27 protein-coding genes, 1 tRNA gene and 1 pseudogene are annotated in these 23,322 nt (G+C 69.3%); 21 read left to right on the forward strand and 8 right to left on the reverse strand.

What is annotated here, in order from left to right; genetic code table 11:
- Positions 1-24 precede the first annotated feature (24 nt).
- From EI73_RS00375 to EI73_RS00405, 7 genes are all read left to right on the forward strand, one after another.
- The gene (locus tag EI73_RS00375) at positions 25-351 is read left to right on the forward strand and encodes a hypothetical protein (protein ID WP_034382938.1); all 327 of its coding nucleotides are present in this window, start codon (positions 25-27) and stop codon (positions 349-351) included.
- 9 nt (positions 352-360) lie between these two features.
- Positions 361-678 (forward strand): hypothetical protein, encoded by a 318-nt coding sequence (locus EI73_RS00380; protein ID WP_034382941.1) that lies wholly within the window; start codon positions 361-363, stop codon positions 676-678.
- On the forward strand, positions 678-1,145 hold the full coding sequence (locus tag EI73_RS00385; RefSeq protein ID WP_034382944.1) for a hypothetical protein: 468 nt from the start codon (positions 678-680) through the stop codon (positions 1,143-1,145). Before EI73_RS00380 ends, EI73_RS00385 begins: the two co-directional genes overlap by 1 nt.
- Positions 1,138-1,521 (forward strand): hypothetical protein, encoded by a 384-nt coding sequence (locus EI73_RS00390; protein ID WP_034382947.1) that lies wholly within the window; start codon positions 1,138-1,140, stop codon positions 1,519-1,521. The genes EI73_RS00385 and EI73_RS00390 overlap by 8 nt, the downstream gene beginning before the upstream one ends.
- Positions 1,518-2,279 (forward strand): M23 family metallopeptidase, encoded by a 762-nt coding sequence (locus EI73_RS15515; RefSeq protein WP_051935336.1) that lies wholly within the window; start codon positions 1,518-1,520, stop codon positions 2,277-2,279. Before EI73_RS00390 ends, EI73_RS15515 begins: the two co-directional genes overlap by 4 nt.
- 229 nt (positions 2,280-2,508) lie before the next feature.
- A complete protein-coding gene (locus EI73_RS00400) occupies positions 2,509-2,697 on the forward strand; it encodes a hypothetical protein (protein WP_034383039.1) in 189 nt (62 codons plus the stop codon).
- 63 nt (positions 2,698-2,760) lie between these two features.
- Positions 2,761-3,300 carry a hypothetical protein gene (locus EI73_RS00405; RefSeq protein WP_034382952.1) on the forward strand — a complete coding sequence of 180 codons (540 nt, stop codon included), beginning with the start codon at positions 2,761-2,763 and terminating at the stop codon, positions 3,298-3,300.
- Here EI73_RS00405 and EI73_RS16155 read toward each other — a convergent pair.
- Positions 3,272-3,508, reverse strand: a complete 237-nt coding sequence (locus EI73_RS16155; RefSeq protein WP_156103418.1) for a hypothetical protein — start codon at positions 3,506-3,508, stop codon at positions 3,272-3,274. The genes EI73_RS00405 and EI73_RS16155 overlap by 29 nt on opposite strands.
- Positions 3,505-3,810: a hypothetical protein gene (locus tag EI73_RS16160; protein ID WP_156103421.1), complete on the reverse strand. Its 306-nt coding sequence runs from the start codon at positions 3,808-3,810 to the stop codon at positions 3,505-3,507. Before EI73_RS16160 ends, EI73_RS16155 begins: the two co-directional genes overlap by 4 nt.
- Positions 3,811-3,825: 15 nt before the next feature.
- Here EI73_RS16160 and mutS point away from each other — a divergent pair, with 15 nt between their 5' ends.
- The 3 genes from mutS to gltX are packed head-to-tail and all read left to right on the forward strand — an operon-like array spanning position 3,826 to position 9,402.
- A complete protein-coding gene (mutS, locus tag EI73_RS00410; protein ID WP_051935537.1) occupies positions 3,826-6,297 on the forward strand; it encodes a DNA mismatch repair protein MutS in 2,472 nt (823 codons plus the stop codon).
- Positions 6,294-7,952: a DNA mismatch repair endonuclease MutL gene (gene mutL / locus EI73_RS00415; RefSeq protein ID WP_034383040.1), complete on the forward strand. Its 1,659-nt coding sequence runs from the start codon at positions 6,294-6,296 to the stop codon at positions 7,950-7,952. The genes mutS and mutL overlap by 4 nt, the downstream gene beginning before the upstream one ends.
- Before the next feature lie 10 nt (positions 7,953-7,962).
- Complete coding sequence (gltX, locus tag EI73_RS00420) at positions 7,963-9,402, forward strand: glutamate--tRNA ligase (RefSeq protein WP_034383041.1); 1,440 nt, start codon at positions 7,963-7,965, stop codon at positions 9,400-9,402.
- A gap of 26 nt (positions 9,403-9,428) precedes the next feature.
- Here the strand turns inward: gltX and EI73_RS00425 are convergent, their stop codons facing one another.
- Positions 9,429-9,896, reverse strand: coding sequence for a hypothetical protein (locus EI73_RS00425; RefSeq protein WP_051935344.1), 468 nt, complete (start codon positions 9,894-9,896; stop codon positions 9,429-9,431).
- A gap of 230 nt (positions 9,897-10,126) precedes the next feature.
- Between EI73_RS00425 and EI73_RS00430 the strand changes: the two genes are divergently transcribed.
- Positions 10,127-10,546 carry a cobalamin B12-binding domain-containing protein gene (locus EI73_RS00430; protein WP_034383043.1) on the forward strand — a complete coding sequence of 140 codons (420 nt, stop codon included), beginning with the start codon at positions 10,127-10,129 and terminating at the stop codon, positions 10,544-10,546.
- A gap of 7 nt (positions 10,547-10,553) precedes the next feature.
- Complete coding sequence (locus EI73_RS00435; protein ID WP_231557244.1) at positions 10,554-11,762, forward strand: MFS transporter; 1,209 nt, start codon at positions 10,554-10,556, stop codon at positions 11,760-11,762.
- On the opposite strand, the gene EI73_RS00440 is transcribed toward EI73_RS00435, so the two are convergent.
- Together EI73_RS00440 and EI73_RS00445 are read right to left on the reverse strand one after the other, a co-directional pair.
- Positions 11,737-12,120 carry a hypothetical protein gene (locus EI73_RS00440; RefSeq protein ID WP_034383046.1) on the reverse strand — a complete coding sequence of 128 codons (384 nt, stop codon included), beginning with the start codon at positions 12,118-12,120 and terminating at the stop codon, positions 11,737-11,739. The genes EI73_RS00435 and EI73_RS00440 overlap by 26 nt on opposite strands.
- Before the next feature lie 53 nt (positions 12,121-12,173).
- Positions 12,174-12,263 (reverse strand) — tRNA-Ser (locus tag EI73_RS00445).
- A 144-nt stretch (positions 12,264-12,407) separates the two neighbouring features.
- Between EI73_RS00445 and EI73_RS00450 the strand changes: the two genes are divergently transcribed.
- Positions 12,408-12,902, forward strand: coding sequence for a hypothetical protein (locus EI73_RS00450; protein ID WP_156103422.1), 495 nt, complete (start codon positions 12,408-12,410; stop codon positions 12,900-12,902).
- A gap of 43 nt (positions 12,903-12,945) precedes the next feature.
- Here EI73_RS00450 and EI73_RS00455 read toward each other — a convergent pair whose 3' ends face one another.
- Both EI73_RS00455 and EI73_RS00460 read right to left on the reverse strand, forming a co-directional pair.
- A complete protein-coding gene (locus EI73_RS00455; protein ID WP_034383050.1) occupies positions 12,946-13,518 on the reverse strand; it encodes a phosphoribosylglycinamide formyltransferase in 573 nt (190 codons plus the stop codon).
- 70 nt (positions 13,519-13,588) lie between these two features.
- Positions 13,589-14,950 carry a dipeptidase gene (locus tag EI73_RS00460; protein ID WP_034383052.1) on the reverse strand — a complete coding sequence of 454 codons (1,362 nt, stop codon included), beginning with the start codon at positions 14,948-14,950 and terminating at the stop codon, positions 13,589-13,591.
- A gap of 108 nt (positions 14,951-15,058) precedes the next feature.
- Here EI73_RS00460 and hspR point away from each other — a divergent pair, with 108 nt between their 5' ends.
- The 7 genes from hspR to pstB all read left to right on the forward strand — a co-directional run bounded on the left by hspR (position 15,059) and on the right by pstB (position 21,215).
- Positions 15,059-15,814 (forward strand): heat shock protein transcriptional repressor HspR, fused homodimer type, encoded by a 756-nt coding sequence (gene hspR / locus EI73_RS00465; protein ID WP_034383054.1) that lies wholly within the window; start codon positions 15,059-15,061, stop codon positions 15,812-15,814.
- 118 nt (positions 15,815-15,932) lie between these two features.
- Positions 15,933-16,787, forward strand: coding sequence for a metallophosphoesterase (locus EI73_RS00470; protein WP_231557245.1), 855 nt, complete (start codon positions 15,933-15,935; stop codon positions 16,785-16,787).
- Positions 16,788-16,817: 30 nt separating this feature from the next.
- Positions 16,818-17,348 carry a phosphoribosyltransferase family protein gene (locus tag EI73_RS00475; protein WP_034387385.1) on the forward strand — a complete coding sequence of 177 codons (531 nt, stop codon included), beginning with the start codon at positions 16,818-16,820 and terminating at the stop codon, positions 17,346-17,348.
- A 65-nt stretch (positions 17,349-17,413) separates the two neighbouring features.
- A complete protein-coding gene (gene pstS / locus EI73_RS00480) occupies positions 17,414-18,439 on the forward strand; it encodes a phosphate ABC transporter substrate-binding protein PstS (protein ID WP_034383055.1) in 1,026 nt (341 codons plus the stop codon).
- Between the two features lie 129 nt (positions 18,440-18,568).
- Positions 18,569-19,573 carry a phosphate ABC transporter permease subunit PstC gene (pstC, locus tag EI73_RS00485; RefSeq protein ID WP_034383056.1) on the forward strand — a complete coding sequence of 335 codons (1,005 nt, stop codon included), beginning with the start codon at positions 18,569-18,571 and terminating at the stop codon, positions 19,571-19,573.
- Positions 19,573-20,436 carry a phosphate ABC transporter permease PstA gene (gene pstA, locus EI73_RS00490; RefSeq protein ID WP_034383058.1) on the forward strand — a complete coding sequence of 288 codons (864 nt, stop codon included), beginning with the start codon at positions 19,573-19,575 and terminating at the stop codon, positions 20,434-20,436. The genes pstC and pstA overlap by 1 nt, the downstream gene beginning before the upstream one ends.
- A 20-nt stretch (positions 20,437-20,456) precedes the next feature.
- A complete protein-coding gene (pstB, locus tag EI73_RS00495) occupies positions 20,457-21,215 on the forward strand; it encodes a phosphate ABC transporter ATP-binding protein PstB (RefSeq protein WP_034383060.1) in 759 nt (252 codons plus the stop codon).
- A gap of 234 nt (positions 21,216-21,449) precedes the next feature.
- Here the strand turns inward: pstB and EI73_RS15805 are convergent.
- Positions 21,450-22,598: pseudogene (locus EI73_RS15805) on the reverse strand (RNA-guided endonuclease InsQ/TnpB family protein); the annotation flags it as partial.
- Positions 22,599-22,698: 100 nt separating this feature from the next.
- Here EI73_RS15805 and EI73_RS15520 point away from each other — a divergent pair.
- Positions 22,699-23,313, forward strand: coding sequence for an HAD-IA family hydrolase (locus EI73_RS15520; RefSeq protein WP_051935345.1), 615 nt, complete (start codon positions 22,699-22,701; stop codon positions 23,311-23,313).
- The last annotated feature ends 9 nt before the right edge of the window (positions 23,314-23,322 follow it).

Genomic DNA, 23,322 nt, shown 5'->3' on the forward strand with positions numbered 1-23,322 from the left:
AGCCGGTGCCCCCGGAGGTACACCATGCGTCACCTGCTCACCCTGCCCGCCCTCACCCTCACCCTCGCCGCCTGCTCGACCCATGTGCCCCAGTCCCCGGCTCAGCCGCCCGTCGTCGTCGCCCCCACCCTGCCCGCCTGCCAGCTCGTCACCGTGCGGGCGCTGGGGGGCAGCACCCTGATTACCCCCGTCACTGAGGGCGAGCGACCCACCATCCGCGTCATCCTGCCCGGCGGGGGCTACGGCCTGGGCGGAGAGGGCGGCGTCGCCATCCCCCCCCAGGGCCTCAACCTCGCGGGCACCGTGCAGGTCGAGGAGCGGCGGCCTGGCGGGTTCGTCCGCTGCCGCTGAGGAGGCCCTATGCATCTATCCACCCTGCTGGCCCTCGCGCTGACGCTGGGGGCGGGGGTCAGCGCTCCCCAGGGCGCTCCAGCCCGCTACTGCCAGCCCGTGGCCTACCGCGACCGCGTGACCCCGGTCGGCTATGAGGCCGTCATCCGCGCCGCGCCGGGCTGCCGCAAGGCCGCAAAGGTGCGGAAGGAAAATCTGTTCACCAAATCAATCATCGGCCAACCCAGCCTCGTGCCGCCCGGCAGTGCCGAGCGCGTGTGGGTGTTCACTCACCGCCTCTACTACACGCTCGACGACCGCATTTGGCGGCGGCTGGAGGTGCATTGATGGCCCCCGGCTGGAATCGCTGGGACCCGCTCAGCCCCACCAACATCATCGCCGCCGTGCTGCTGGGCTGGGCGTTGAGCGTCTATCACCGCCCCTACCTGCCGGAGGTGTTGCCCCCGTACTCGCGGTTTGACGACATCGTCCCCTGGTCCGCGTGGGGGTGGGGGGCGCTCGTCATCGCGCTGTGGTTGCTGCTCTCGCCGAGGGAGAGCCTGCTGCGGATAGCGGGGCACGCCGCGAGTGCGCTCTATCTCGCCGCGCTCGCCGCGGCCTTCGGGATGGGGGCGGGCATCACCAGCGCCACGACCACCTACAGCATCCTGTCGTGGGTGTCGCTGCTGCTGCTCGTCCGGTCCGCCGTGTACTGGCAATCCGGGCGGGGGTGGTGGCGGCGGCTGGTGGAACACCCGCCACGGTGGCTGAGGTGGCTCGCTGGAGTCGGTGAGTACGGGGACGGACGTGGCTGACGTGGACCTCTCCAGCCTCATCGGCATCGTCACGAAGGGCGGACCGGCGGCCATCATCCTCGCCGTCACGTACGGCCTCGCCATGCTCGTGCGGGAGGTGCGTGGCGGGAAGGTCGGGGAGGCCGAAAAAGCGGGGCTGACCGCGAAAGTCGCCGCGCTGGAGGCGCAGGTCGCCACGCTCAACGAGGGGATGCTGCGGCTGGAAAACGAGTTGGAGCGGGCGCTGGATTTGGTCCATTCCATGCGCTACCAGCGCGACCAGGCCCGCATCCGGGTGGAGTTCCTGGAGCAACTGCACAGTGTCAGCCCCCGCACCGTCTGGCCCCCGGAGCCGGGCGGGCAACTGCCGTCGCCCGGCGGGAAGGAGCACCCATGAGCCGCGTTTGCAATCCCGTCCTCGAAACCCCCACCATCCGCTACAGCGTGCAGCCCGGCGGCGGGTTTCTCGACCCGCGCTACATGCCCGGCACTCGGCACGCGCACCCCGGCATTGACCTCAACGACGTTCGCGGGGGGGACTCGGACCTCGGCAACCGGGTGCGCGCCGTGGCCGACGGCACGGTTGTAGCTGCCGGTCACTACCCCGACTGGGGCGGCATCGTGCTCGTCCATCACCCGCAGCTCGGCGTGTGGACCCAGTACGCGCACCTGACTGGTATTCCCGTGCAGGCCGGGCAGCAGGTGACGATGGGCGACCTGGTGGGGCACATCGGCAAGGGGGCGCGGAATCAGTACTGGGCGCACCTGCACTTCGAGGTCCGGCGCTCACTGCTCCCGCCTGACTTCTGGGCCTCCAACCGCTTCAACGCGAAGGGGCGCGCGGCAGCGCAGACGCGGCGGCTGGCCGAGGCCTACATCCGCGAGCACTACCTCGACCCAGAGGCGTGGCTGGCCGAGCATCAGGCCCTGCGGACCCTGGCCGAGGTGGAGGCCGCGCGGGGCGAGCGGCGGGGCGGCGGGGTCGCGGTGGACGTGGGAACGCGGGCCGCGCCGCTGAACTGGTACCAACTGCACGACGAAGCCATGCGGCCCCTCCCCGGCGAGTGGGTCAGCATCGTCGAGAACACGCGCACGGGCGAGAAGCGGATCGTGAAGGTCGGGGCGCGGAAGCTCCGGGAAAAGGGGTTGGCCTGATGGCAGAACTGTTTCTGACCGTGGGGGCGCTGGCCGCATTCGTGGCCGCCCTCGTGCAACTCGTCAAGGACCGGACGCGCCCCAAGCCGGGCGCACCGAGCCGTCTCAAAGGCTGGGCCACCATCATCCTGTCTGCCGTTCTGGGGATGATTCTCGGCGCGGTGTTCGCGCAGGGGGGCATCGGAGAGCTGCGGGTCCTGGCGGATTATCCCCCACCGGGTCCGGGGCCGTGCTGGGGCTGCTGGCGGGCCTGCTGGCGTCCGGCGGCAAGGCCCTGGTCACTGGCGTGCAGATGGACGGCGCGAAGGCCCAGGCCAGGGCGCAGGCGGAGTACGCGCCCCCCGCCCCCACCTCGGCACCTGCCGATGAGTGGGAACCGGCCGGGCTGGAGGACCTGGCCCCCTCCCGGCCGCTCTGAGCCGACCGCCCTCTCCCCGCCCCGCGCCTGCACCGGCCGGGCCGCGCCCTTTGGAGGTGCCGTATGCCCGTTGATCCCCGAATTGCAGAGATTCTGCGCCAGCGTGCCCAGCAGGGCGTGACGATCACCCGCACGGCGCAGGTCCGCGCACAGTCCACGCCCACGGTCCCCCAACTCGACCTCCCGACCACCCCCGCCGAGGTGCCCCTCGACGACTCCGAGCTGGCCGCACTGCTGGACGGCATCCTGCCGCGCATCGACGCGCTGGTCCGTCAGGCCATCACCAACATCCGGGGGGACGGCCGGCTCAGCCTGGCCGAGGCGCTGGCCCTCGCGCCGGAGATCCGCAACATCGTGTCCCTGGTGGTAGGCGAGATGCTGCCGCAGGTGAAGGGCACGTCCGCCCGCGAGCTGGTCATCCTGGTGTTGAGCGTGCTGCTGCGCCAGTACGTCAGCCCGCACCTCCCGGCCCTCGTGCGGCCCTACCTGACGGCGCAGACGCTGCGGACGCTGGTGCGGGGGCTGGAGTGGGCCTACGACCAGTGGGTGCGCCCCAGGCTGCGCGGTTCGGGGGCTAGACTGACGGGTCATCCGCAGGTCTGAGAGCACGCCCCCTCCCCCTCGGCTTCGGCTGGGACGGGGGGGCCTCGCGGCGGGTACAGACGTAGTATGTCTGGCGGTCCCCGGCGCATTCGCCCAGCACGATCACGTACCCGGCGCGGCGTTCATCGGAGGCCATGTAGCGGTCGCGCAGGTTGCGCGCGCTGTCGAGGGTGGAGGCGGTGGGGGGGTGACGGGGAAGGGCGCTCACGCCGCCACGCTCCCCGTCGCTAGCCCGAGCTGGCCGTACGCGTAGCTGCGAACCGTGGCCGCCTCCTCCGCACTCAGGGCGGCCAGGCTGCTCACCGGGCGCTCCAGGGCCTGCTCCGCTAGGGCGTAGTGCGTGCCGCTGCGGTAGCCCAGGCGGCCCAGCTCGCGGTGCAGCTCGGCAAAGAGCGGGCCAGCATCAGCCGCACACTGGCCCGCTCTCCGGTTGACCCGCGGAGCGACTGGCAGGCCATCCTCGACGCCCTCGGCCTGGAGATCGTGAGCATCCTGAAGGGCATCGGCCACGGCCCGCTCCCGCCGATGCTGGAACAGTACGTCCGGATGAGGGATGAGGTGGAGGCGGAACTTCCTAACACCATCCTCCTGTTTCAGGTGGGAGACTTCTACGAGACCTTTGGCGAGGACGCCGAGCGGCTCTCGCGGTTGCTGGGGATCGCCCTCACCCACAAGAGCAGCAAGGATTTCTCGACGCCGATGGCGGGCATTCCGGTGCGGGCGCTGGACCAGAATGTCGAGCGGCTGCTTGCGGCGGGCGTGCGCGTGGCCGTCGCCGACCAACTGGAAGAGCCGGGCGGCGGCCTGGTTGACCGCAAGGTGACCCAACTGCTCACGCCCGGCACGGTGACCGAAGAGCGGCTCCTCACGGCCGACGAGAATTATCTCGCGGCGGTGGCGACCGGGGACGGCTACGGGCTCGCCCTCCTTGACGTCTCGACCGGCGAGTTTCGCTGCGCGGCCTTTCATACTCGTGCGGCCCTCTACGATGAACTCGCTCGGCACCGCGCGCGCGAGGTGCTGCTCGCCCCCGAACTCGCCAGCAACGGGGCCCTGCTCGCCGACTTTCAGGCCCGCTTTCCGGTGATGCTCTCGCCCGCCAACTTTGAGGCGGAGACGGCCCGGCAAGAACTCGTGCAGACCCTGGCCGAGGTGCCCGGCTCGCTGACGACGGCCGCGCTGGTGCGGGCCTGCGGCGCGGTGCTGGGGTACGCCCGCCGCACCCAGCAGGGCCGGCTGGAGATGGTCCGGCGGGTGGTGCGCTTTGAACCCGGGGCCCATATGCGCCTGAGCGACGCGGCGGTGCGGGCGCTGGAAGTGTTTACCCCGCAGTCTCCCCAGGGCATGACCCTGATGGACGTGCTGGCCGAAACGCGCACGGCCGGTGGACGGCGGCGGTTGCGCGCCTGGCTGCGGGCGCCCCTGTTGGACGAACTCAGCATTCGTTCCAGGCTCGACGCCGTGGAGACGCTTACCCGTGGGGCCGACCTGCGCGGAGCGGTGCGGGCCCTGCTGTACCGCGCCCATGACCTCGAACGGCTTGCCGCGCGGGTGGCCACCCGCCGGGCCACCCCCCGTGAGGTCGCGGCCCTGGCCCGCACCCTGGAACTGCTGCCCGAGACCGCCGCGCTGCTGGGCGACCAAGACGGCCTGCTCGCGGGCATCCGTGCCCGTCTGGCGGGCCTGCCCCAGGTGGTCACGCAGATCCGGGCCGCGCTGGTGGACGACCCGCCCTTGCGCCTCGGCGAGGGCGGCCTGATTCGCGACGGCTTTCATGCCGAGCTCGACGCCCTGCGAGCCGAGGCCCTGGGGCACCGCGCCTGGCTGGCCGAGCTGGAGGTTCGCGAACGCGAACGCACCGGGATCAGCAGCCTCAAGGTGGGGTTTAATAACGTGTTCGGCTACTACCTGGAGGTGAGTGGCGCCAACCTGGGCCGGGTTCCGGCCGACTACCGCCAGATCGCCACCCTCAAGGACCGCGCCCGGTTTACCCGCCCCGATCTGCGCGAGCGCGAACGCGAGATCGTCCGGCTGGAGGCTGCCGCTCAAAGGCTCGAACTCGAGGTGTTTACCGAGCTGCGTGACGGCCTGGCAGGACACGCCGAAGCCCTCGCGGAGGCGGCTGGAGCGCTTGCCGAACTCGACGTGCTGGCGGCGCTGGCCGAGATCGCGGTGGAGAGCGGCTGGGTGCGGCCCAGCACCGCCCCGAGCACGGCGCGGCTGGTACAGGCCCGGCATCCCGTGGTGGAGCGGGCGGCGGGCGGGAGGTTCGTGCCCAACGACGCTGAACTTGGCCCGCACCGGCATACCCTGCTGCTGACCGGACCCAATATGGCGGGCAAAAGCACCTACCTGCGGACGGTGGCCCTCTGCGCTCTCCTGCACCAGATGGGTTCTTTTGTGCCCGCCGACCACGCCGAGCTTCCCATCTACGACGCCATTCACACCCGCATCGGGGCCAGCGACGACCTCGCCGGAGGACGCTCCACCTTTATGGTCGAGATGAGCGAACTCGCCGCCATTCTGCACGGGGTGACCCCCCGCAGCCTGGTGATTCTTGACGAGGTGGGGCGCGGCACCTCCACCCTGGACGGCCTGGCCATCGCGCAGGCGGCCCTCGAGCACCTGCACGCGGCGGGAGCCCATACCCTCTTTGCCACCCACTACTTCGAGCTCACCCGCCTGGAAGCGGACCTGCCGGGCCTGGTGAACCTGCATGTTGCCGCCGAGGAGGAGGAGACCGGCGGCCTGACCTTTTACCACCAGGTGATTCCCGGTGCAGCCCGCCAGAGCTACGGGGTGGAGGTCGCTCGTCTGGCGGGGCTGCCCGCCTCGGTCACGGGCCGCGCCGCGCGGCTGCTGACCGCCCTCCAGGCCAGGGGAGATGACCAGCAGGTGACCCGTGAGCTTGCCGCCCTGGACCTGGGCCGGCTCACACCGCTTCAGGCCCTGGAGCTGCTGCACCGCTGGCAGCGGAACCTGGTGGAGGAGCAGTGACCATTCGGCTTCTGCCCCCCCACGTCGCTCGGCTGATTGCCGCCGGAGAGGTGGTCTCGCGGCCGCTTGACGTGGTGCGTGAGCTGCTGGAGAACGCTCTGGACGCGGGTGCTACCCGCATCGAGGTGGAGCTGGAGGAGGGCGGCCTCCGTCTGACCCGAGTGCGCGACAACGGGGCGGGGATTCCGGCAGAGGTGGCGGGCCTTGCTCCCCTGCGGCACGCCACCAGTAAGCTCGCGCCGGAGACGGGCGCGGTCGAGCGGGTCACCACCCTGGGCTTTCGAGGAGAGGCGCTCTGGGCCGCCGCGCAGGCCGGAGAGCTGCACATCATCACCCGTCCGGCTGCGCAGGTGGGTGCCGCCGAGGTGTGGGCCCGGGGAGAAGAGGTGACGGTGCGCCGCACCTCGGCTCCGGCGGGCACCACCGTCAGCGTGCGCGAGCTGTTTGCCCGCCTTCCCGCGCGGCGGCGGATGCAAGCGCCCCCCGCCGCCGAGGTGCGCGAGATCACCGCGCTGGTGGGCCGCTACGTGCTGCACCACCCCGAGCGGCACTGGCGCCTGACCGTGGACGGCGAACCCCGGCTGACCCACGCGCCCAGCGATCACCGCGGGGCCGTGGCGAGCGTGTATGGGCCGCTGAGCGCCAACCGTGTGCTGCGGGTGGAGGCAGAAGGCGTGCAGGGCGTTGTTTCTCGCCCCGAGCTGACGCGGGCGCGGCGTGACCGAATGCATTTCAGCGTCAATGGGCGGCCGGTGCTGGCCCCGCCCGAGCTGGAACGGGCCGTCATCGAGGGCTTTGCCGAGCTCCTCCCTGCCGGGGTGGCCCCGCTGTGCGTGCTGGACCTCACGGTGTCCCCCGAAGACCAAAACCCCAACATTCACCCCGCCAAGCAGGTGGTGGCCCTTGCGGACCTCCCCGGCGTGGCCGCTCGCGTGCGTGTCGCGGTGGCCCAGGCCCTCGCCGGGCATCCCCTCGCCCGCGTGGCGCCCACGCCTCTGGCCCCGCCCGAGCCGCAGGCGGTCTCCACCCGCGCGGACTTTCCTGCACTCACCCTGGTCGGGGTCTACCAGGAGCTGTATCTGCTGGCCCAGGGGGAAGGCGACCTGTGGATCGTGGACGCGCACGCCGCGCACGAACGCGCCCTCTACGAGCGCCTGGGCCGCGAGCTGAGCGCGGCGCCGCCCTTGGAGCTGCCCACCCCGGAGCTGCTGCACCTCACCCCCGAACAGGTGGCCCGGCTGCACGAGCGCGCCGACGCGCTGCGCGCCTGGGGCCTGGGCCTGGAGGATTTCGGGGCGGGACTGGCCCGCCTGCGCACGCTGCCCGCCGCGCTGGCCGCGCTTCCGGTGCCCCGGCTGCACGAGCAGATTGTGGAAGCGGCCCTGGGAGAGGGCCCTGATCCTCGCCGCGCGGTGCTGGCTCGCCTGGCCTGCGCGCCCGCCCTTAAGGCCGGGATGCTGAACGCGGGAAGGGGAGAGGCGGTGCTGAGCGCCCTGGCCGGCTGCGAGCAGCCCTGGTCGTGCCCCCACGGGCGGCCGACGGTGCTGCGCCTCAGCGAACGCGACCTCGCCCACGCCTTTGGACGCCGCGGCGTGCGCGACGTGGTGCGGGGGCGCGATGAGGTCGCTACCCTCCAGCGTTCCAGCGAGCCGTAAGATAGGCCCCATGTCTGTCGTGACTCGGATTGCGCCCAGCCCGACCGGTGACCCGCATGTGGGCACCGCGTACATCGGCCTTTTTAACCACACTCTCGCCCAGCAGGCCCGCGCCCGGGGCGAGGAGGGCCGCTTTATCCTGCGCATCGAGGACACCGACCGGGGCCGCTACGTGCCCGATTCCGAGGAGCGCATCTTCCGGATGATGGAGTGGCTGAAGCTGACGCCCGACGAGTCTCCCCTTCAGGGCGGCCAGGCCGGGCCCTACCGCCAGAGCGAGCGCCTGGGCATCTACGGCGAGTACGCCCGCCGCCTGGTCGCGTCCGGCCACGCCTACTACGCGTTCGAGACCCCGGAGGAACTCGCCGCCCTGCGCGAGGAGGCGCAGCAGCAAGGCCACGTGATCGCGGTGCCCAGCCGCGACCTCGACCCGCAGGAGGCGCAGCGGCGCCTTGAGGCGGGTGAGCGCGCGGTGATTCGCCTCAAGGTGCCGCGTGCGGGCGAGACGGTGGTGCATGACCTGCTGCGTAAACCCATCGCCTTCCAGAACCGCGAGATTGACGACAAGGTGCTGCTCAAGGCGGACGGTTTTCCCACCTACCACCTCGCCAATGTGGTGGATGACCACCTGATGGGCGTGACGCACGTGGTTCGCGCCGAGGAATGGATTACCTCCACACCCATCCACGTGCTGCTCTACGAGGCCTTTGGCTGGTCTCAGCCCATCTGGGCGCACATGCCGCTGCTGCGCAACGCCGACCGGTCCAAGATCAGCAAGCGGAAGAACCCCACCTCGGTGGAGTGGTACATGACGCAGGGCTTCTTGCCCGAAGCGATGCTCAACTTTCTCGCCACGATGGGCTGGACCCATCCCGAGGGCAAGGAGATCTTCGACCTTCAGGAGTTCCAGCGCGTGTTCCGCCTGGAGGACGTCACGCTGGGCGGCCCGGTCTTTAGCCTGGACAAGCTGAAATGGATGAACGGCAAGTACCTGCGCGAGGTGCTCTCCGAAGAGGAGGTGGCGCAGAGGCTGCACGCCTACCTCGCCTCCCAGGGGCATGACCTCCCCGATGACGATTACTTTCGCGCGGTGGTTCGCATGATGATTCCGCGGATGGACGTCTTTGCCGAGTTCCTCGAAAAAACGCCCTACTTCTGGTCTGAGGACTACCCCGTGACCGAGAAGGCGCGGAAGCTGATCGAGGAGGGCCGCCCCTTCCTGCGCGAACTCGCCGCGCGCCTGAAAAACCTTCCCAGCTTCGACCCGGAGACGACCGAGGCCGCCCTGCGCGCCTTTGCCTCTGAATGGGGCCTCAAGCCCGGCAAGGTGATGCAACCCCTGCGCGCGGCCATCGCGGGAACCAGCGAAAGCCCCGGCATGTTCGAGCTGCTGGAGGCCCTGGGGAAAGAGCGCGTGGTGGCGCGGGTGGAACGGGCGGCAGAGAGCTGAGCGCCAAAAGCTCCGCCCTCTGCGCCTCAATTCTCCGGCAGCCGGTAGATGTTCAGCCGACCTTCACCCGAAGTGACGGTCAGCCAGCCCCACTCCCGGCTGACGCTGAGGTTGAGGAAGCTCCCCGGCAGCGCCCTGAGCAGCCTGCCGCCGCGGGCGTCCCAGCGGCGCAGGCCCGTCTCGTCCTGGGTGAGGAGAAAGCGGCCGTCCGGCGTGAACTGCGGGTTGAAGACGAATTCGGTTGCCTGCCCGCAGCGCAGGACGGGCCGGAAGTTCCCCGGGAGCCGGGTGACGGCCCTGCTCGCCGTCACGTCCCACACCGCGACCGTGCAGCGGTTAAAGTCCAGCCCCACGGCCAGCAGGCGGCCCTGGGGCGTGACGAGGGGCGAGCGCAGTTCGCCGGAGAGCTTCACGGCGCGCGGCGAACCTGGCCGGGGGAGCCGCACCGCCGCCCCGCCGTCATCGTCCACGGCCACGGCCTGCCGGGCGTCCACCTGAAAGGCCTACCGGGCATGGGGATGGGTGATGCGCTGCACCAGCGCCGGAGGCGGCGCCGCCAGAGCGGAGGGGCCGAGCGCGAGCAGGAGAGGCGGCAGGGAGCGCATGGGATACGGCAGTCTACGTTCCCCGCCTGACCGAACCCTTTCCTGACGGGCACGGCCCGCTGAACGCTCCCGCCACGCGCTAAGATGCTGCCCAAACGCTCGTTAGGAGGACGACAGACATGGAAGACCGCCGCATCAGGGTCCTGATTGCCAAGCCCGGCATGGACGGCCACGACCGGGGCGCGAAGGTGGTGGCGCGGGCGCTGCGCGACGCGGGCATGGAAGTGATCTACACGGGCCTGCGCCAGACGGCCGAGATGATCGTGAACGCCGCCTTGCAGGAGGACGTGGACGCCATCGGCCTCAGCGTGCTGTCCGGCGCGCACATGCACTATTTCCGGGAGGTGATGGCGCTGCTGCGCGAACGCGGCGCAGAAGACATCATCGTCTTTGGTGGGGGCATCATCCCCGATCAGGATCTGCCCAAGCTGGAGGAGCTGGGCGTAGGCCGGGTCTTTACGCCGGGCGCGAGCACCGAGGAGGCGGCCGAGTACCTGCGGGCAGCGGTGGCGCAGCGCTGGGCCGCACAGAGCGGCTGATGTCCTGGTGAGTACCCAAACGCGCGCCCTTTCGTCGGTCCCCGCCCTGCCGCTGGGGCGGCTTGCACCCCTGTACGGGGCGCAGGCCCTGGCGACCGGCGCAGCGAACGTCAGCACCATTCTCGCCTCCCTGGTGATGAGCGGCCTGGGGCGCGAGGACCTTTCGGGGGTGCCGGCTACCCTGATCAGCGGTTCGGCGGCCCTCTCGGCGGGCTTCTTCGGGGCGCTGATGCTGGCGCGGGGGCGGCGGGCAGGGCTGGCGGCGGCCTTTGCGCTGGGTGCCTTGGGGGCGGGGCTGGGCTTTCTGGGCGCGCGGGCGGCCCTGCTGCCCCTCTTCCTGCTGGGGACAGCTCTGCTGGGGGCGGCGCAGGGGGGCTACCAGCAGGCGCGCTACGCCGCCGCCGAGAGCGTTCCCGAAGCAAGACGCGGCACGGCCCTGGGCCTGCTGATGCTGATGAGCGTTGTGGGGGCGGTGCTGATCACCGGCTTCTCGGGGGCGGTTGAGCGCCTGAGTGCGCGCCTGGGCACTGCCCCTGAAATCGGCGGTTGGCTCGTCGGAGCGGGGCTGTTGGGGACCGCTGCCCTGCTGATGCTCTTCTGGCGGCCGCTGGGCACTCCGGCGCAGGCGGGGACGAGCACCAAGCTCTCCCTACGCGCGGCTTTCGCCGTGCCGGGTGTGCGCTCCACGGCCCTCGCCCTCGCCACTGCCCAGGGCCTGATGGTGACCCTGATGAGCCTCACGCCCCTGCGCGCCCACCACGCAGGAATGGATCACGGCGGGGTCGCGGCCCTGATCAGCGGGCATATCGCGGGCATGTTCGCCCTGGGCTGGCTGACTGGCCCTCTCGTTGACCGCCTGGGCCTGAGCTTCGGCTATGGGGGCGGCGCCGCGCTGCTGCTGGCAGCCGCTCTCACGGCGCCGCTCCCCGGCGCCACGGTGCTTGGCGTCAGCATGTTTCTGCTGGGCCTGGGCTGGAACCTCGCCTTTGTCACCGGCAGCAAGGCCCTCGCGCGCTTTCCTGCCGCGCAGGGCGTGACCGATGGTCTCGGGTACGTCGCGGCGGGCGCCGGGACTCTGCTGGGCGGCTTGGTGATCGCCCACGCGGGCTTTTCCATTCTCGCCCACGCCTGTGCCGTGCTGGCGCTGCTGCCGCTGGTGAGCGCCTGGCGAGTGCGCCGGTGGCTGAGCCCTAGCCCAGCACGTACCCCAGAATGACCCCGATCCAGGGAAGCACCAGCAGCAGAAAGGCGAGCGGCCACAGCAGCAGCCCGGCGGTGGGCTCTCCCCCGCGTTCCCGCAGCGTGCGGCGCGCGGCGGGCAGGTAGAGCAGGGCGCTGAGGGCAAGCAGGGCAAGCAGCACATCGGCGTTGACCGTCTCGCTGCCGCGGAGGAGCGCAGCGGTGACCAGGGGCACACACGCAGCGGCCAGCGCCAGCCACGTCCCCGCCCGCCACACCGCCGCGGGTGACCCGGTCTGCCGGGCCTCCCGCGCGGCCAGCACCCCTGCTCCCCCGAACCCCAAGAGGAACGCCAGGGGAAGCAGCCGCAAGAAGGTCTCCAGCTCGGAGGCCATACCCCAGCATACGGGGAAGAGGGCCGCCCCGGGTGTGTGAGCGGCCCTCTGAGTGGCGGAACGGGAGGGATTCGAACCCTCGATACGGTTGCCCGTATACACGCTTTCCAGGCGTGCCCCTTCAACCACTCGGGCACCGTTCCAGCGCCCAGCAGAGTAGCGGAGGCGCCGAGGAATTGCAACCGGAAAGCGGCGGCGGCAACAAGGAAAAAAGTCGTCGCCTTCCCTGGCCCTGCACCAGGAACACGGCAGTCGCCCCGAGGCGCACAATGGCAGCGGAGGTTTCCATGACCGCAAGACGGGGGATCGCTGCCGGATTTGCCCTCCTGAGTATGACAACCGCCGCTGAACCCGGCGTTCCCTCGCTGGGCGGTGTGGTCTTCTGCACCCCAGGCGTCGAAGGTTCTGCCTCGGTGGAGGATGCGAGACACTTTCTGCCGGACGACACGGCGCAGCGGCTTGCCCAACGGGTGGAGACGACGTTGCAGGCAGAGGGCGTGCTGGTTCCCGGAACGTCGTGCCTGGACGGGACGCCGGGCAGCGCCTACGTCGCGGTCAAGGTACGGGTGCCGCTGTCCGGCAGTTCGGTCAACCGGGGCTACGTGGTGTTCGTGACGGCTTATGCCCTGGCTGATGGGCCAAGGGCCGCGCCGGTGCTCTGGCAGAAGCACGGGTTCGGCGTGACCTCCCTCGAGGGAGAGGCGCTGCAGGGCCGCCTCCTGGAGGTGACGCGCCTGCTGCTGAACGAGTTCGTGGAGGCCTATCGGGCCGCGAACCGGTAGGGCGGTGCGGGCCTGGGGTGGGGCAGGGCCTGGACCTCGCCCTTCAGGCGAGCCCCCGCAGGGCTTGAAGCAGCAATTCCCCCTCGACCGCCTGCACCCGTGCCTTGAGGGTGGCGACCGTGTCCCCCGGCAGCACGGGCACCCTGCGTTGTGCCAGCACCGGTCCCTCGTCGATTCCGGCAGTGACGAGGTGAACGGTCGCGCCCGACTCCGCATCCCCGGAGGCCAGCACCGCCTCATGCACCCGGTCACCGTACATGCCGCGCCCGCCGTGCCGAGGCAGCAGGCTGGGGTGAACGTTGAGAAGCCGTTCCGCGTAGGCCGAAAGCACTCGCGGCCCCAGCGCCTTCATGTACCCGCTGAGGACGAGGGTGTCTACCCCCGCCTCTTGCAGAAAGTCTGCGATGGCGGCGTCCAGCGCGTCTGGATCGGGGTACTTCACGCTGCTGAGGTGTGCCGTTCTGAGCCCCGCCTCCCGCGCCCAGGCCAGCGCGGGGCTGCCGCTGTTGTTGCTGGCCAGCGCGAGCGGCACGGCGTCCAGCCGGCCATCCCGGCACGCCCCCGTCAGAAAGCGGGCGGCGCTGCCCCCGTGGGAGGCGAGGAAGCCGAGCCTCATGGGCGCTCCGCACCCGTTATGGGGAGGGATGAGCAGGGGACGAAAAGGGCCCGGGTTTCCTCCCCTTCCGTCACTTCCCGAGCTCCTGCAGCAGATACGCGCTCGTCAGAATCCCGTTGTGATAGTCCTCCAGGGCAAAGCTCTCGTTCGGGGAGTGAGGGGCGTCCTCATTCAGGCCGAAGTCCACCAGCAGAACGGGCGCGCCCAGGAGGGAACGAAAAGCCGCCACGATGGGGATGCTGCCGCCCGTGCGGGCGAAGGCGGCGGGCTTGCCGTACACACGCCTCAGGGCGCGGTCAGCGGCCTGGACGTAGGGCGAGTCGAGGTCCACCTTGACGGGCTGGCCGCCGTGCAGGGCCCTGACCTCGACCTGCACGCCCTGGGGCGCGAGGGTGGGGACGTACTCCTGGACGAGACGGGTGATGCGCTCGGGGTCCTGGCCGGGCACCAGGCGCATAGAAACTTTTGCCCCGGCCTTTGCGGGAATCACCGTCTTGCTGCCCTCGCCCTGGTAGCCGCCCCAGATGCCGTTGACGTCCAGCGTAGGCCGCGCCCAGAGGCGTTCGAGGGTGCTGTAGCCCGCCTCGCCGGGGAGGGCCGGCACGCCGATGGACCTCGCGAATGCCTCGTCACTGTGCGGGAGTTTGGCCCACATCTCCCGCTCCTGAGGCGTGGGCTCCTCCACGCCGTCGTAGAAGCCGGGAATGGTGATTCGGCCCTGCTCGTCCTTGAGCCGGGAGATGATCTGGCAGAGGGCATGGATGGGGTTGGGGGCGGCCCCGCCGTAGCTGCCGCTGTGGAGGTCACGGTTCGCGCCCTGGACGTGAATCTCCACGTAGCTCAGGCCCCGCAGCCCGTAGGTGACGGTGGGCACGTCCGGCGCGAAGCGGCTGCCGTCGGAAATCACGATGACATCTGCCTTCAACTCCTGGGCGTGCTCGCGCAGGTACGCTTCCAGGTTGGGGCTGCCGATCTCCTCCTCGCCCTCGAGCAGAAACTTCACATTCACCGGGAGCGGCCCGGCCTGGAGGAGCAGTTCTGTGCCGCGCACGTGTGCGTACGCCTGCCCCTTGTCGTCCGTCGCACCGCGGGCATAGACGCGTCCCTCACGCACGGTGGGCTCGAAGGGCGGCGTCACCCATTCCTCCAGGGGCGCTTCGGGCTGCACGTCGTAGTGCCCGTAGATCAGCACCGTGGGCTTGCCGGGGGCGTCTTGCCGCTCGGCATACACCACGGGATGCCCGGCGGTCTGGTCCACCCGCGCCTTGAAGCCGAGCGCCGCCAGCTTGTCGCGCAGAAAGGCGGCCGCCCGCGCCACATCCGCCCCGTACGCGGGGTCCGCGCTCACGCTGGGAATGCGCAGCAGCTCGAACAGTTCGCGTTCGGCGTCCTGGCGTTGATGGAGGGCAGCGAGATCGGCGGTTGAGGTCATGGAGGGATGATAGCGGGGGTGGGAGGGGCACCGGGTCTGTTCGCGCCTCCACCAACTTCACCTTTCGCCACCTTCAAAATCCTTGCTTCCCGTATACTCAAACAAGGTATGCCTGCGGATTCCAAGCAACGCCCCGTCTACGTGATCTCGGTCGCCGCCGAGCTGGTGGACATGCATCCGCAGACGCTGCGGCTCTACGAGCGCAAGGGTCTGATCCGCCCGGGGCGCAGCAGCGGCAAGACGCGGCTGTACTCGGAGCGCGACATCGAGCACCTGCGCGAGATTCGCCGCCTCACCCAGGAGCTGGGCGTCAACCTGGCGGGCGTCGAGGAGGTCATGCGGCTCCAGCGCGAACTCGACGACCTCCAGGGCGAGTTCGAGGCCGAGATTGAGCGGCTGGAGGACGAGTTGCGCGAACGCGCGGCGCCTCCCGCGCTGCCCGCTCCGGATGGCAAGGTCGATCCCAAGGACCGGCCCGTCTATGTCATCAGCATCGCCGCCGAGTTGGTGGACATGCACCCGCAGACCCTGCGGCTCTACGAGCGCAAGCAGCTCATCCGCCCGGGGCGCAGCAGCGGCAAGACGCGGCTGTACTCGGAGCGCGACATCGAGCACCTGCGCGAGATTCGCCGCCTCACCCAGGAGCTGGGCGTCAACCTGGCGGGCGTCGAGGAGATCATGCGGCTGCGGCACAAGCTGGAGGCGGCAAGGGCCCGCATGGAGGGCAACGTGCGCCGTCTTCAGCAGGACATCAGCGACCGAATGACGAGTTGGCGCGCCCTCCCCGGCGCGAAGCCGGACGCCCGGCAGCAGGAGCGCAACGAGGACACGGACGGCGGCGGAGACGACGAAGACAGCCCATGAGCGTGCTCGCCGGAGTGCCGCAGCGGCCCGGCCTCGCCGGGGCAGGGAGGGAGCTGTGCCGCTGCCGTCACGACGAACGAGATCGGCCTCACGGTAGGGGAGCCCTCGGGGAGGAGCCGTGACGCTGGCCACCGACCGGCTGTGGGTGATGGCCGACGTTCACGGCGCCCTGGGCAAGTTGCGCGGGCTGCTTCAGGACGCGGGCCTGACCGACGCGGAGGACCGCTGGCGAGGGGGCGCGGCGCACCTCGTCTTTCTGGGGGACTATCTGGACCGCGGGCCGGATGGGGCGGGCGTCATCCGGCTCATTCGCAGACTGGAGGTGGGGGCGCGAGCGGCAGGCGGACAGGTGACGGCGCTGCTGGGGAACCACGAGGTGATGTTCCTGGCCGCCCTGCGCTTTGGGGCCGCAGGCGAACCGGACCGCTACGGCTTTCGCGAGTACTGGCTGTCAAACGGGGGGCAGCTCCACGATGCAGCTCGCCTGGAGCCCGCTGACCGGGCATGGTTGGAGAGGCGGCCAGCCCTGGCCCGCGTGGGGCGCTGGCTGCTGCTGCATGCCGACTCCACCCTGTACCTGCACCTGGGCGGGAGCGTGGATATGGTGAATGCGCACGTCGCGCGCCTTCTTCAGAGCCCTCGGCCCGAAGTCTGGGGCCACTTTGCGAGCGCGTTTGCAGATCGCCTCGCCTTTGCGGACGTGGGGGGAGCGGAGGCGGCCCGGCGGCTCCTGAGGACCTTTGGCGGTCAGTGGCTCGCGCACGGGCATACCCCCATTCCGCTGCTGATCGGGCAGGAGGAGGCCGAGCCCGTCGCCCCGCTCGCCCCGGTGGTCTACGCGGGCGGACAGTGCGTGGCGCTGGACGGCGGCCTGGCCTACTGGGAGGCGGCGGGGTTGATCGCCCGGCTGAATGACCGGGGGGTGGCCGAGGTCGTGCCCTACCGCGCGCCCGGGGTGGAGCCGCAGGGCTGAGCGCCGGGCCAAGGGGGTAGACTCGTGCCCGTGAGAACGTACAAGGTCGAGGTCGGGAACGTGACGCGCGAACTGCCGGTGGTGCCGGTTGCTCCTGGCGTCAGCGTGGCCCTCTTTAACATGCTGGGCGACACCGAGGTGACGGAGGCCGCCGGGCGTGAGCTGGCCCGCCGCCTCCCCGAAGGCATCGACGTGCTGGTTACGCCGGAGGTCAAGGCGCTCTCGCTCGCCCACGTCATCAGCCGCGAGAGCGGCAAGCCCTACATCGTGATTCGCAAGACCCAGAAGCCCTACATGGTGGACCCCATCGCGCGCGAGGTCGTGAGCATCACCACCGGCCGACCCCAACTGCTGGTGCTTGACGGCTTCGACGTCCCCAAGATCCGCGGGAAGAAGGTCGCCATCGTGGATGACGTGGTGTCGAGCGGCGGCACGCTGCACTCCCTGCGGCAGATCATCGAGGAGGTCGGTGGCGAGGTCGCAGCGGTCGTCGCCGTCTTTACGGAGGGACAGGAGCGCCCGGACGTGACCGCGCTCGGCCATCTGCCCCTCTTTGAGTGAGCGCCTGACCTTTTCCTGACACAGCAGTGACGTGCGCCTGACAGGCGGCCTCCACCCTATGAGGCATGAAGAAGACCCTCGTGCTGGGCCTGGCCCTGATGACTGCTGGCAGCGCCGCCGCGCAGAGCCTGACGGGAGCAGGAGCAAGCTTTCCCTATCCCCTCTACTCCAAGATGTTCGCCGAGTACAAAAAGGCGACCGGGGTAGACGTGAACTACCAGTCGGTCGGCAGCGGCGCGGGGCAGAAGCAGATCACCGAGCGCACCGTGGACTTTGCCGGAAGCGATAACCCCATGAGTGACGAGGCGCTGCGGGCCGCGCCCGGCAAGCTGCTGCACGTGCCGACGGCGATTGGGGCCGTGGTGCCCGCCTACAACGTTCCCGGCGTCACCCAGCCCCTCAAGTTTACTGGCCGGGTGCTTGCCGACATCTACCTGGGCAAGATTAAAACCTGGAACGACCGGGCCATCACGGCGCTCAACCCCGGCGTGACCCTGCCTCCGCTCCCCATCACCGTCGCCCGCCGCAGCGACGGGTCAGGAACCACCTACGTCTTTTCTGACTACCTCAGCAAGGTTTCTTCCGAGTGGAAGAGCCGGGTCGGCGTGGGGAATAGCCTGCAGTGGCCTGTGGGCACCGGCGCCAAGGGCAACGACGGGGTAGCGGGCGTCGTCAAGAGCACGCCCGGCGCGATCGGGTACGTGGAACTGGTGTACGCCAAGCAAAATAAGCTCCCCTTCGGCAGCGTGCAGAACCGCGCCGGGAAGTTCGTGCTTGCCGACAACGGCCCCGCCAGCGCCGCCGCCAGGGGCGTCGTGATTCCCGCCGATACCCGGGTGAGCCTCACGAACAGCGCGAACGCCGACGCCTACCCCATCGCCAGCTTCACCTACGTGATCTTCTATCAGGATCAGAAGTACGGTAACCGCACGGAGGCGCAGGCAAAAGCCCTCAAGAACCTCCTCACCTGGATGGTCACCGAAGGCCAGGAGTACAACGAGGGCCTCGACTACGCGCGGCTGCCCGCCAATGTGGTGAGCAAGGCGCGAAGCATCATCGGCTCGATGACCTACGGCGGCAAGAGGCTCTAGCGCCAGGACCTTCCGCGTGGGGCGGCTCCCAGGAGGGAAGGCCGCCCTTTCTCGTGTGGCCCTGGTGCCGTGTGCCTGACCTGCCCCTGACGCTTCCGCGGTGTACTGCGCCTGCGAGGTCATACGTCCATGAGTGAACCTGTTCGCCGCCCACCCACACCCGCTGCTCTCTCCAGCCGGAGTGACCGCGCCTTTCAAGCCCTGATCCTGGTGCTCGCCTCGGTGATCGTGCTGGTGTTCGTGCTGAGCGTGACCGAGCTGGGGCGCGAGTCCTGGCGGGCGCTGCACACCTTTGGATGGCGCTTTTTCACCGAGCGCACCTGGAACCCGGTGGAGGGCGTGTTCGGTGCGGCCTCGATGATCGTGGGGACGCTGGTGACCAGCCTGGCCGCGCTCGTTCTCAGCGTGCCGCTCGCGGTGGCGAGTGCGCTCTTTGTGGCCGAGTACGCCCCGAGGTGGCTGGCGAACCCGATCGGTTACCTGATCGAGCTGCTCGCCGCCGTGCCCAGCGTCGTGTACGGCCTGTGGGCGCTCTTTGTGATCGCGCCCGTGCTGGGGCGGTGGCAGACCACGTTTTTCGTCGACCCGGACAACACGGCGCTGATCACCCGCTGCAACGAGCTGTGGGCGCAGGGACAGACGAACCTCGAGTGCTTTTTCGTGCCGCCGGGCGCGAGTGGGCGGGGGCTCGCCCTCGCCATCATCATCCTGACGGTGATGATCCTGCCCTATACCGCCTCGGTCGCGCGGGATGTGATTCGGCTTGTGCCCACCGACCAGCGGGAGGCGATGTATGCGCTGGGAGCGACGAAGTGGGAAGTGATCTCCGGGGCCGTCCTGCCCTATGCCCGCGCCGGAATCCTGGGCGGCGTGCTGCTGGCGCTGGGCCGAGCGCTGGGCGAGACGCTCGCCGTGGCGATGGTGATCGGTGACAGCCAGGAACTTCTGAAGAGTCTCTGGGGCAATGCGAGTACGCTGGCCTCCGTCATCGCCAACCAGTTCGGGGACGCTCAGGAAGCGCTGCACCGCTCCAGCGTGGTCGCGCTTGGTCTCTGTCTCTTTTTTCTCAGCGTGGCGGTGAATTTCGTTGCCCGCATCGTCATCGCCCGCCTCACGCCACGGGGGCTGCAGTGATGCGCACCGCTGCTGTGGTTCCCACGCGCATTCAGCGCGGCCTGAGCCCGGCCCGGCGGCTCAAGAACAGGCTGATGGGCGGGCTGATTCTGCTTGCCACCCTGCTCGTCGTCGCCCCGCTCGTCCTGATTGTGGCCTACCTGCTGCGCGAGGGCCTGGGCGCGATGAATCTCGACTTCTTCACCAAGACCCCTGCCCCGGAGGGCGAGGCGGGCGGCGGCCTGCTGAATGCGATCACCGGCAGCCTGACCATGCTGGGGCTGGCCAGCGTCATCGGCGTGCTCATCGGCGTCTCGGGGGGCATCTTCCTGGCGGAGTACCCCCGGCACCCCCTGATGCCGACCGTTCGCATGCTCAGCGACGTGCTTGCTGGGATTCCCGCCATCGTGATGGGGCTGGTTGCCTACGGGCTGATCGTGCTTCACTTCGGCTTCTCTGGCCTCGCGGGGGCGCTTGCCCTGGGACTCTTGATGATGCCCATCGTGGTTCGCACGACCGAGGAGGTGCTTAAGCTCGTGCCGCAGACCGTTCGGGAGGCGGGGCTCAGCCTGGGGCTTCCGCAGTGGCGGGTGATCCTGAGCATCGTGCTGCCGGCCGCCGCCGGGGGGATCGTCACGGGCGTCATGCTGGCGCTCGCCCGCGTCGCCGGAGAAGCCGCGCCCCTCCTGTTTACCGCGTTCGGCAACCCCAACGTGACCTTTGACCCCACGCGGCCCATGAGCGCCCTGCCGCTGGAAATCTACCGCGGGGCCACCAGCGCCTACGACGAGAACCAGCGTCTTGCCAAGGCCGGAGCCCTGCTTCTCATCGCCTTGATTTTCCTGACCAGCCTGCTGGCCCGCTGGGTGAGCCGCCGGAAGTAACCAAAGGAGCCTGACCCGATATGACCCCCCTTCTCAGCGCGAACGACGTGAGCATCTTCTACGGCGACAAGCCGGCGGTGCGGAACGTGAACCTGACCGTAGCGCGCGGCACCGTGAATGCCCTGATCGGCCCTTCAGGCTGCGGCAAGACGACCTTCCTGCGGGCGATCAACCGCATGCACGACCTGACGCCCGGAGCGCGGGTCACGGGCCGCATCCTGCTGGACGGCGAGGACGTGTACGGGCGTGGAGTAGACCCGGTGGCCATGCGCCGCCGCATTGGCATGGTCTTTCAGAAGCCCAACCCCTTTCCCACGATGAGCATCTTCGACAATGTGGTGAGCGGCCTGAAGCTCGCGGGGGTGCGTGACCGCCGGCACCTCATGGCGGTGGCCGAACGGGCCCTGCGCGGCGCCGCTCTCTGGGACGAGGTCAAAGACCGCCTGAAAACGCCCGCAACGGGGCTTTCGGGTGGGCAGCAGCAGCGCCTCTGTATCGCCCGCGCGCTCGCCGTGGAGCCGGAACTCCTGCTGATGGACGAGCCGACCTCCGCGCTCGACCCCGCCAGCACCGCCCGCATCGAGGACCTGATGGCCGAGCTGAAAAAGGTCACAACCATCCTGATTGTGACGCACAACATGCACCAAGCCGCGCGGGTCTCGGACACCACCTCCTTTTTCCTGAACGGCGACCTGGTCGAACACGGTCCCACAGAACAGCTGTTTACCAGCCCGCGCGACGAGCGGACAGAGGCGTACGTGACCGGGCGTTTCGGCTAGCGCTACCCTCTTTGGGTCATGACCCCGCGCCTCAAGGCGGGGGCTTGTGTCTGGACTCCACCGCAACTCCGAGTACCTTTGCAGGCGCTCAGCTTTGGTTTCAGCGTCCGACACATCTCGCCCAGCAGACCCGGCGTGCGGGTCTGCGCTTTCGGGGCGACTGGGGGTGCATGACAAACACCCCGTGCTGGCCCAGTCTTGCCGGACCAGCAATGCCCTGAGTCCCACGTTCCTTGCCCCCACCAGGTCGGCATGCAACGAATACCCGCAACTCTCGCAGACGAACATCAGTCCCTTTTGAGGCCGGTTGCCCTGAGAGCAATGGCCGCATTGGGGGCAGGTTTGCGAGGTGTAGTGCGCGTCCACCTTGACCACCACGCTCCCGACAATCGGCGCTTTGTACGCCAGGAAGCCCAGCAACTCGGCGTAACTCCAGCGGGCACGGCGGCGGTTCGCCTTCCTCTGCTTCTCGGAACTGCCCTTCCGGCTGCGCCGTTCGGTGCGTTCACGCGCTCCGGTCAGTTCCTCGATGCCGATCAAAGCCTGGGGGAAGGAACGAAGGATTTGGGCGGAAAGCGAGTGGTTGGTATCAGCAATAAACCGTCTTTCCCGGCCCGACAGCGCCACAAGACGGCGCACGGCGGAACGGGTGCCTTTTTGCTGAAGCGACTTGCGGGCTTTCGCGTACCGCTCCGCTTGGCGAAGCGTCTCCTTGCCCGATTTGAAGAAGGCTTGATTGGAGGTGCTGCTTGCCACGGCGAAATACCGCATCCCCACGTCCACGCCCACCACCTGCGTATGGGTGGAAGGCTCCGGGTCGGAGAGTTCGATACTCAGCGGGACAAGCAAGAAGTATTGCTTCTTGCGCTTGTCGTACCAGAGCTTGCCCGCACCGACTTCAGCACCTTGTGCGATGTATTCCAGGTGCTTGGCGTACCCCTCGTAGGAAAGCACCAAGCGGCCTTGCAGCGTGGAAATGCTCACCCGTTGGCCGCTCTTGAACGAGTAGTCGCGCCCGTACTGGTAGCTGAGGGTGCGAGAGACGAACTTTGGCGGCGCGTCGAGACCCTTATACCCGCGGGCTTTGGGGTTGCGCTCCCGTGCGGCCTTCGCTTGCTTCGCCCGCGTCCAGAGGGTCTTGTACGCCGCCCCAACGGCGCGCGGGACAGAGCAGGCCATCTGAGCGCCCAACCCGAACCGCTCCCGGAGGGTGGCGTACACCTCCTTCTGAATCTTGGCGGCGTTGGAGCTTTTGCCCATCTCAAAGGCCACTTGCGACGTGTAGTTGAGGGCGTCCCGATAGCTCAACGTCACCGCGTCCAGGGCGGCTTTCTGCTCCCTGGTGTGGTTCAGCTTGAGCTTGGCGGTCAGCGTCAACTTCACAGAAAGGGTTTTAACATGCGAGCTGGTGAAAACCTAGGCCGCTTCGCGGCGCTCCGGTTCCTCCCCAGCCCTAAAGGCGGGGCTTCCCCGGAGCATCTTGGTGAACCCCCAAGAGGACGTGTTGCTGCTCGACGTGGACGGCGTGCTGGTCACCCCCCCGGAATTCTTTGGGGCGCGGCTGCTGCGGGAGCATCCCGAGGCCGCCCGCGCCTTTTTCTTGGGTCCTTTTCTGGAGGCGTCCACCGGGCGCGCGGACCTGCTCACGCACCTCCCCGCATTCCTGCGGTCGCTGGGCCGGTCGCAGTCGCCGCAGGCCTTTTTGCGCGAGTGGCTGGAATCCGAGCGCCACCCCAACCTGCCCCTCATCGCCGCCGTCGAGGCGCTGCGTGCGGCGGGCTGGCGGGTGCACCTCGCCACCAACCAGGAGGCCCACCGCACCCAGCACCTGCTGAATGAGGTGGGGCTGGGTCGCCTGGTGAACGGGCATTTTGCAAGCTACGCGGTCGGCCACCGCAAGCCCGCCCCGGAGTATTTCGCGGAGGTGGCGCGGCGGCTGGGTGTGCCTTCGGCCCGGATCGTCTTCTGGGACGACAGCGCCGAGAACGTGGCTGCGGCACAGGCGGCAGGCTGGCGTGCCTTCGTGTACGCGGACGTGGCTGGGTTTTGCCGCGTGATGGGGCTGCCCGTTCCTGACTCCACCCTCACCAGCCGCTAGGATACTTTC

The sequence above is a fragment of the Deinococcus sp. YIM 77859 genome, assembly GCF_000745175.1.
Classification (GTDB): Bacteria; Deinococcota; Deinococci; order Deinococcales; family Deinococcaceae; genus Deinococcus.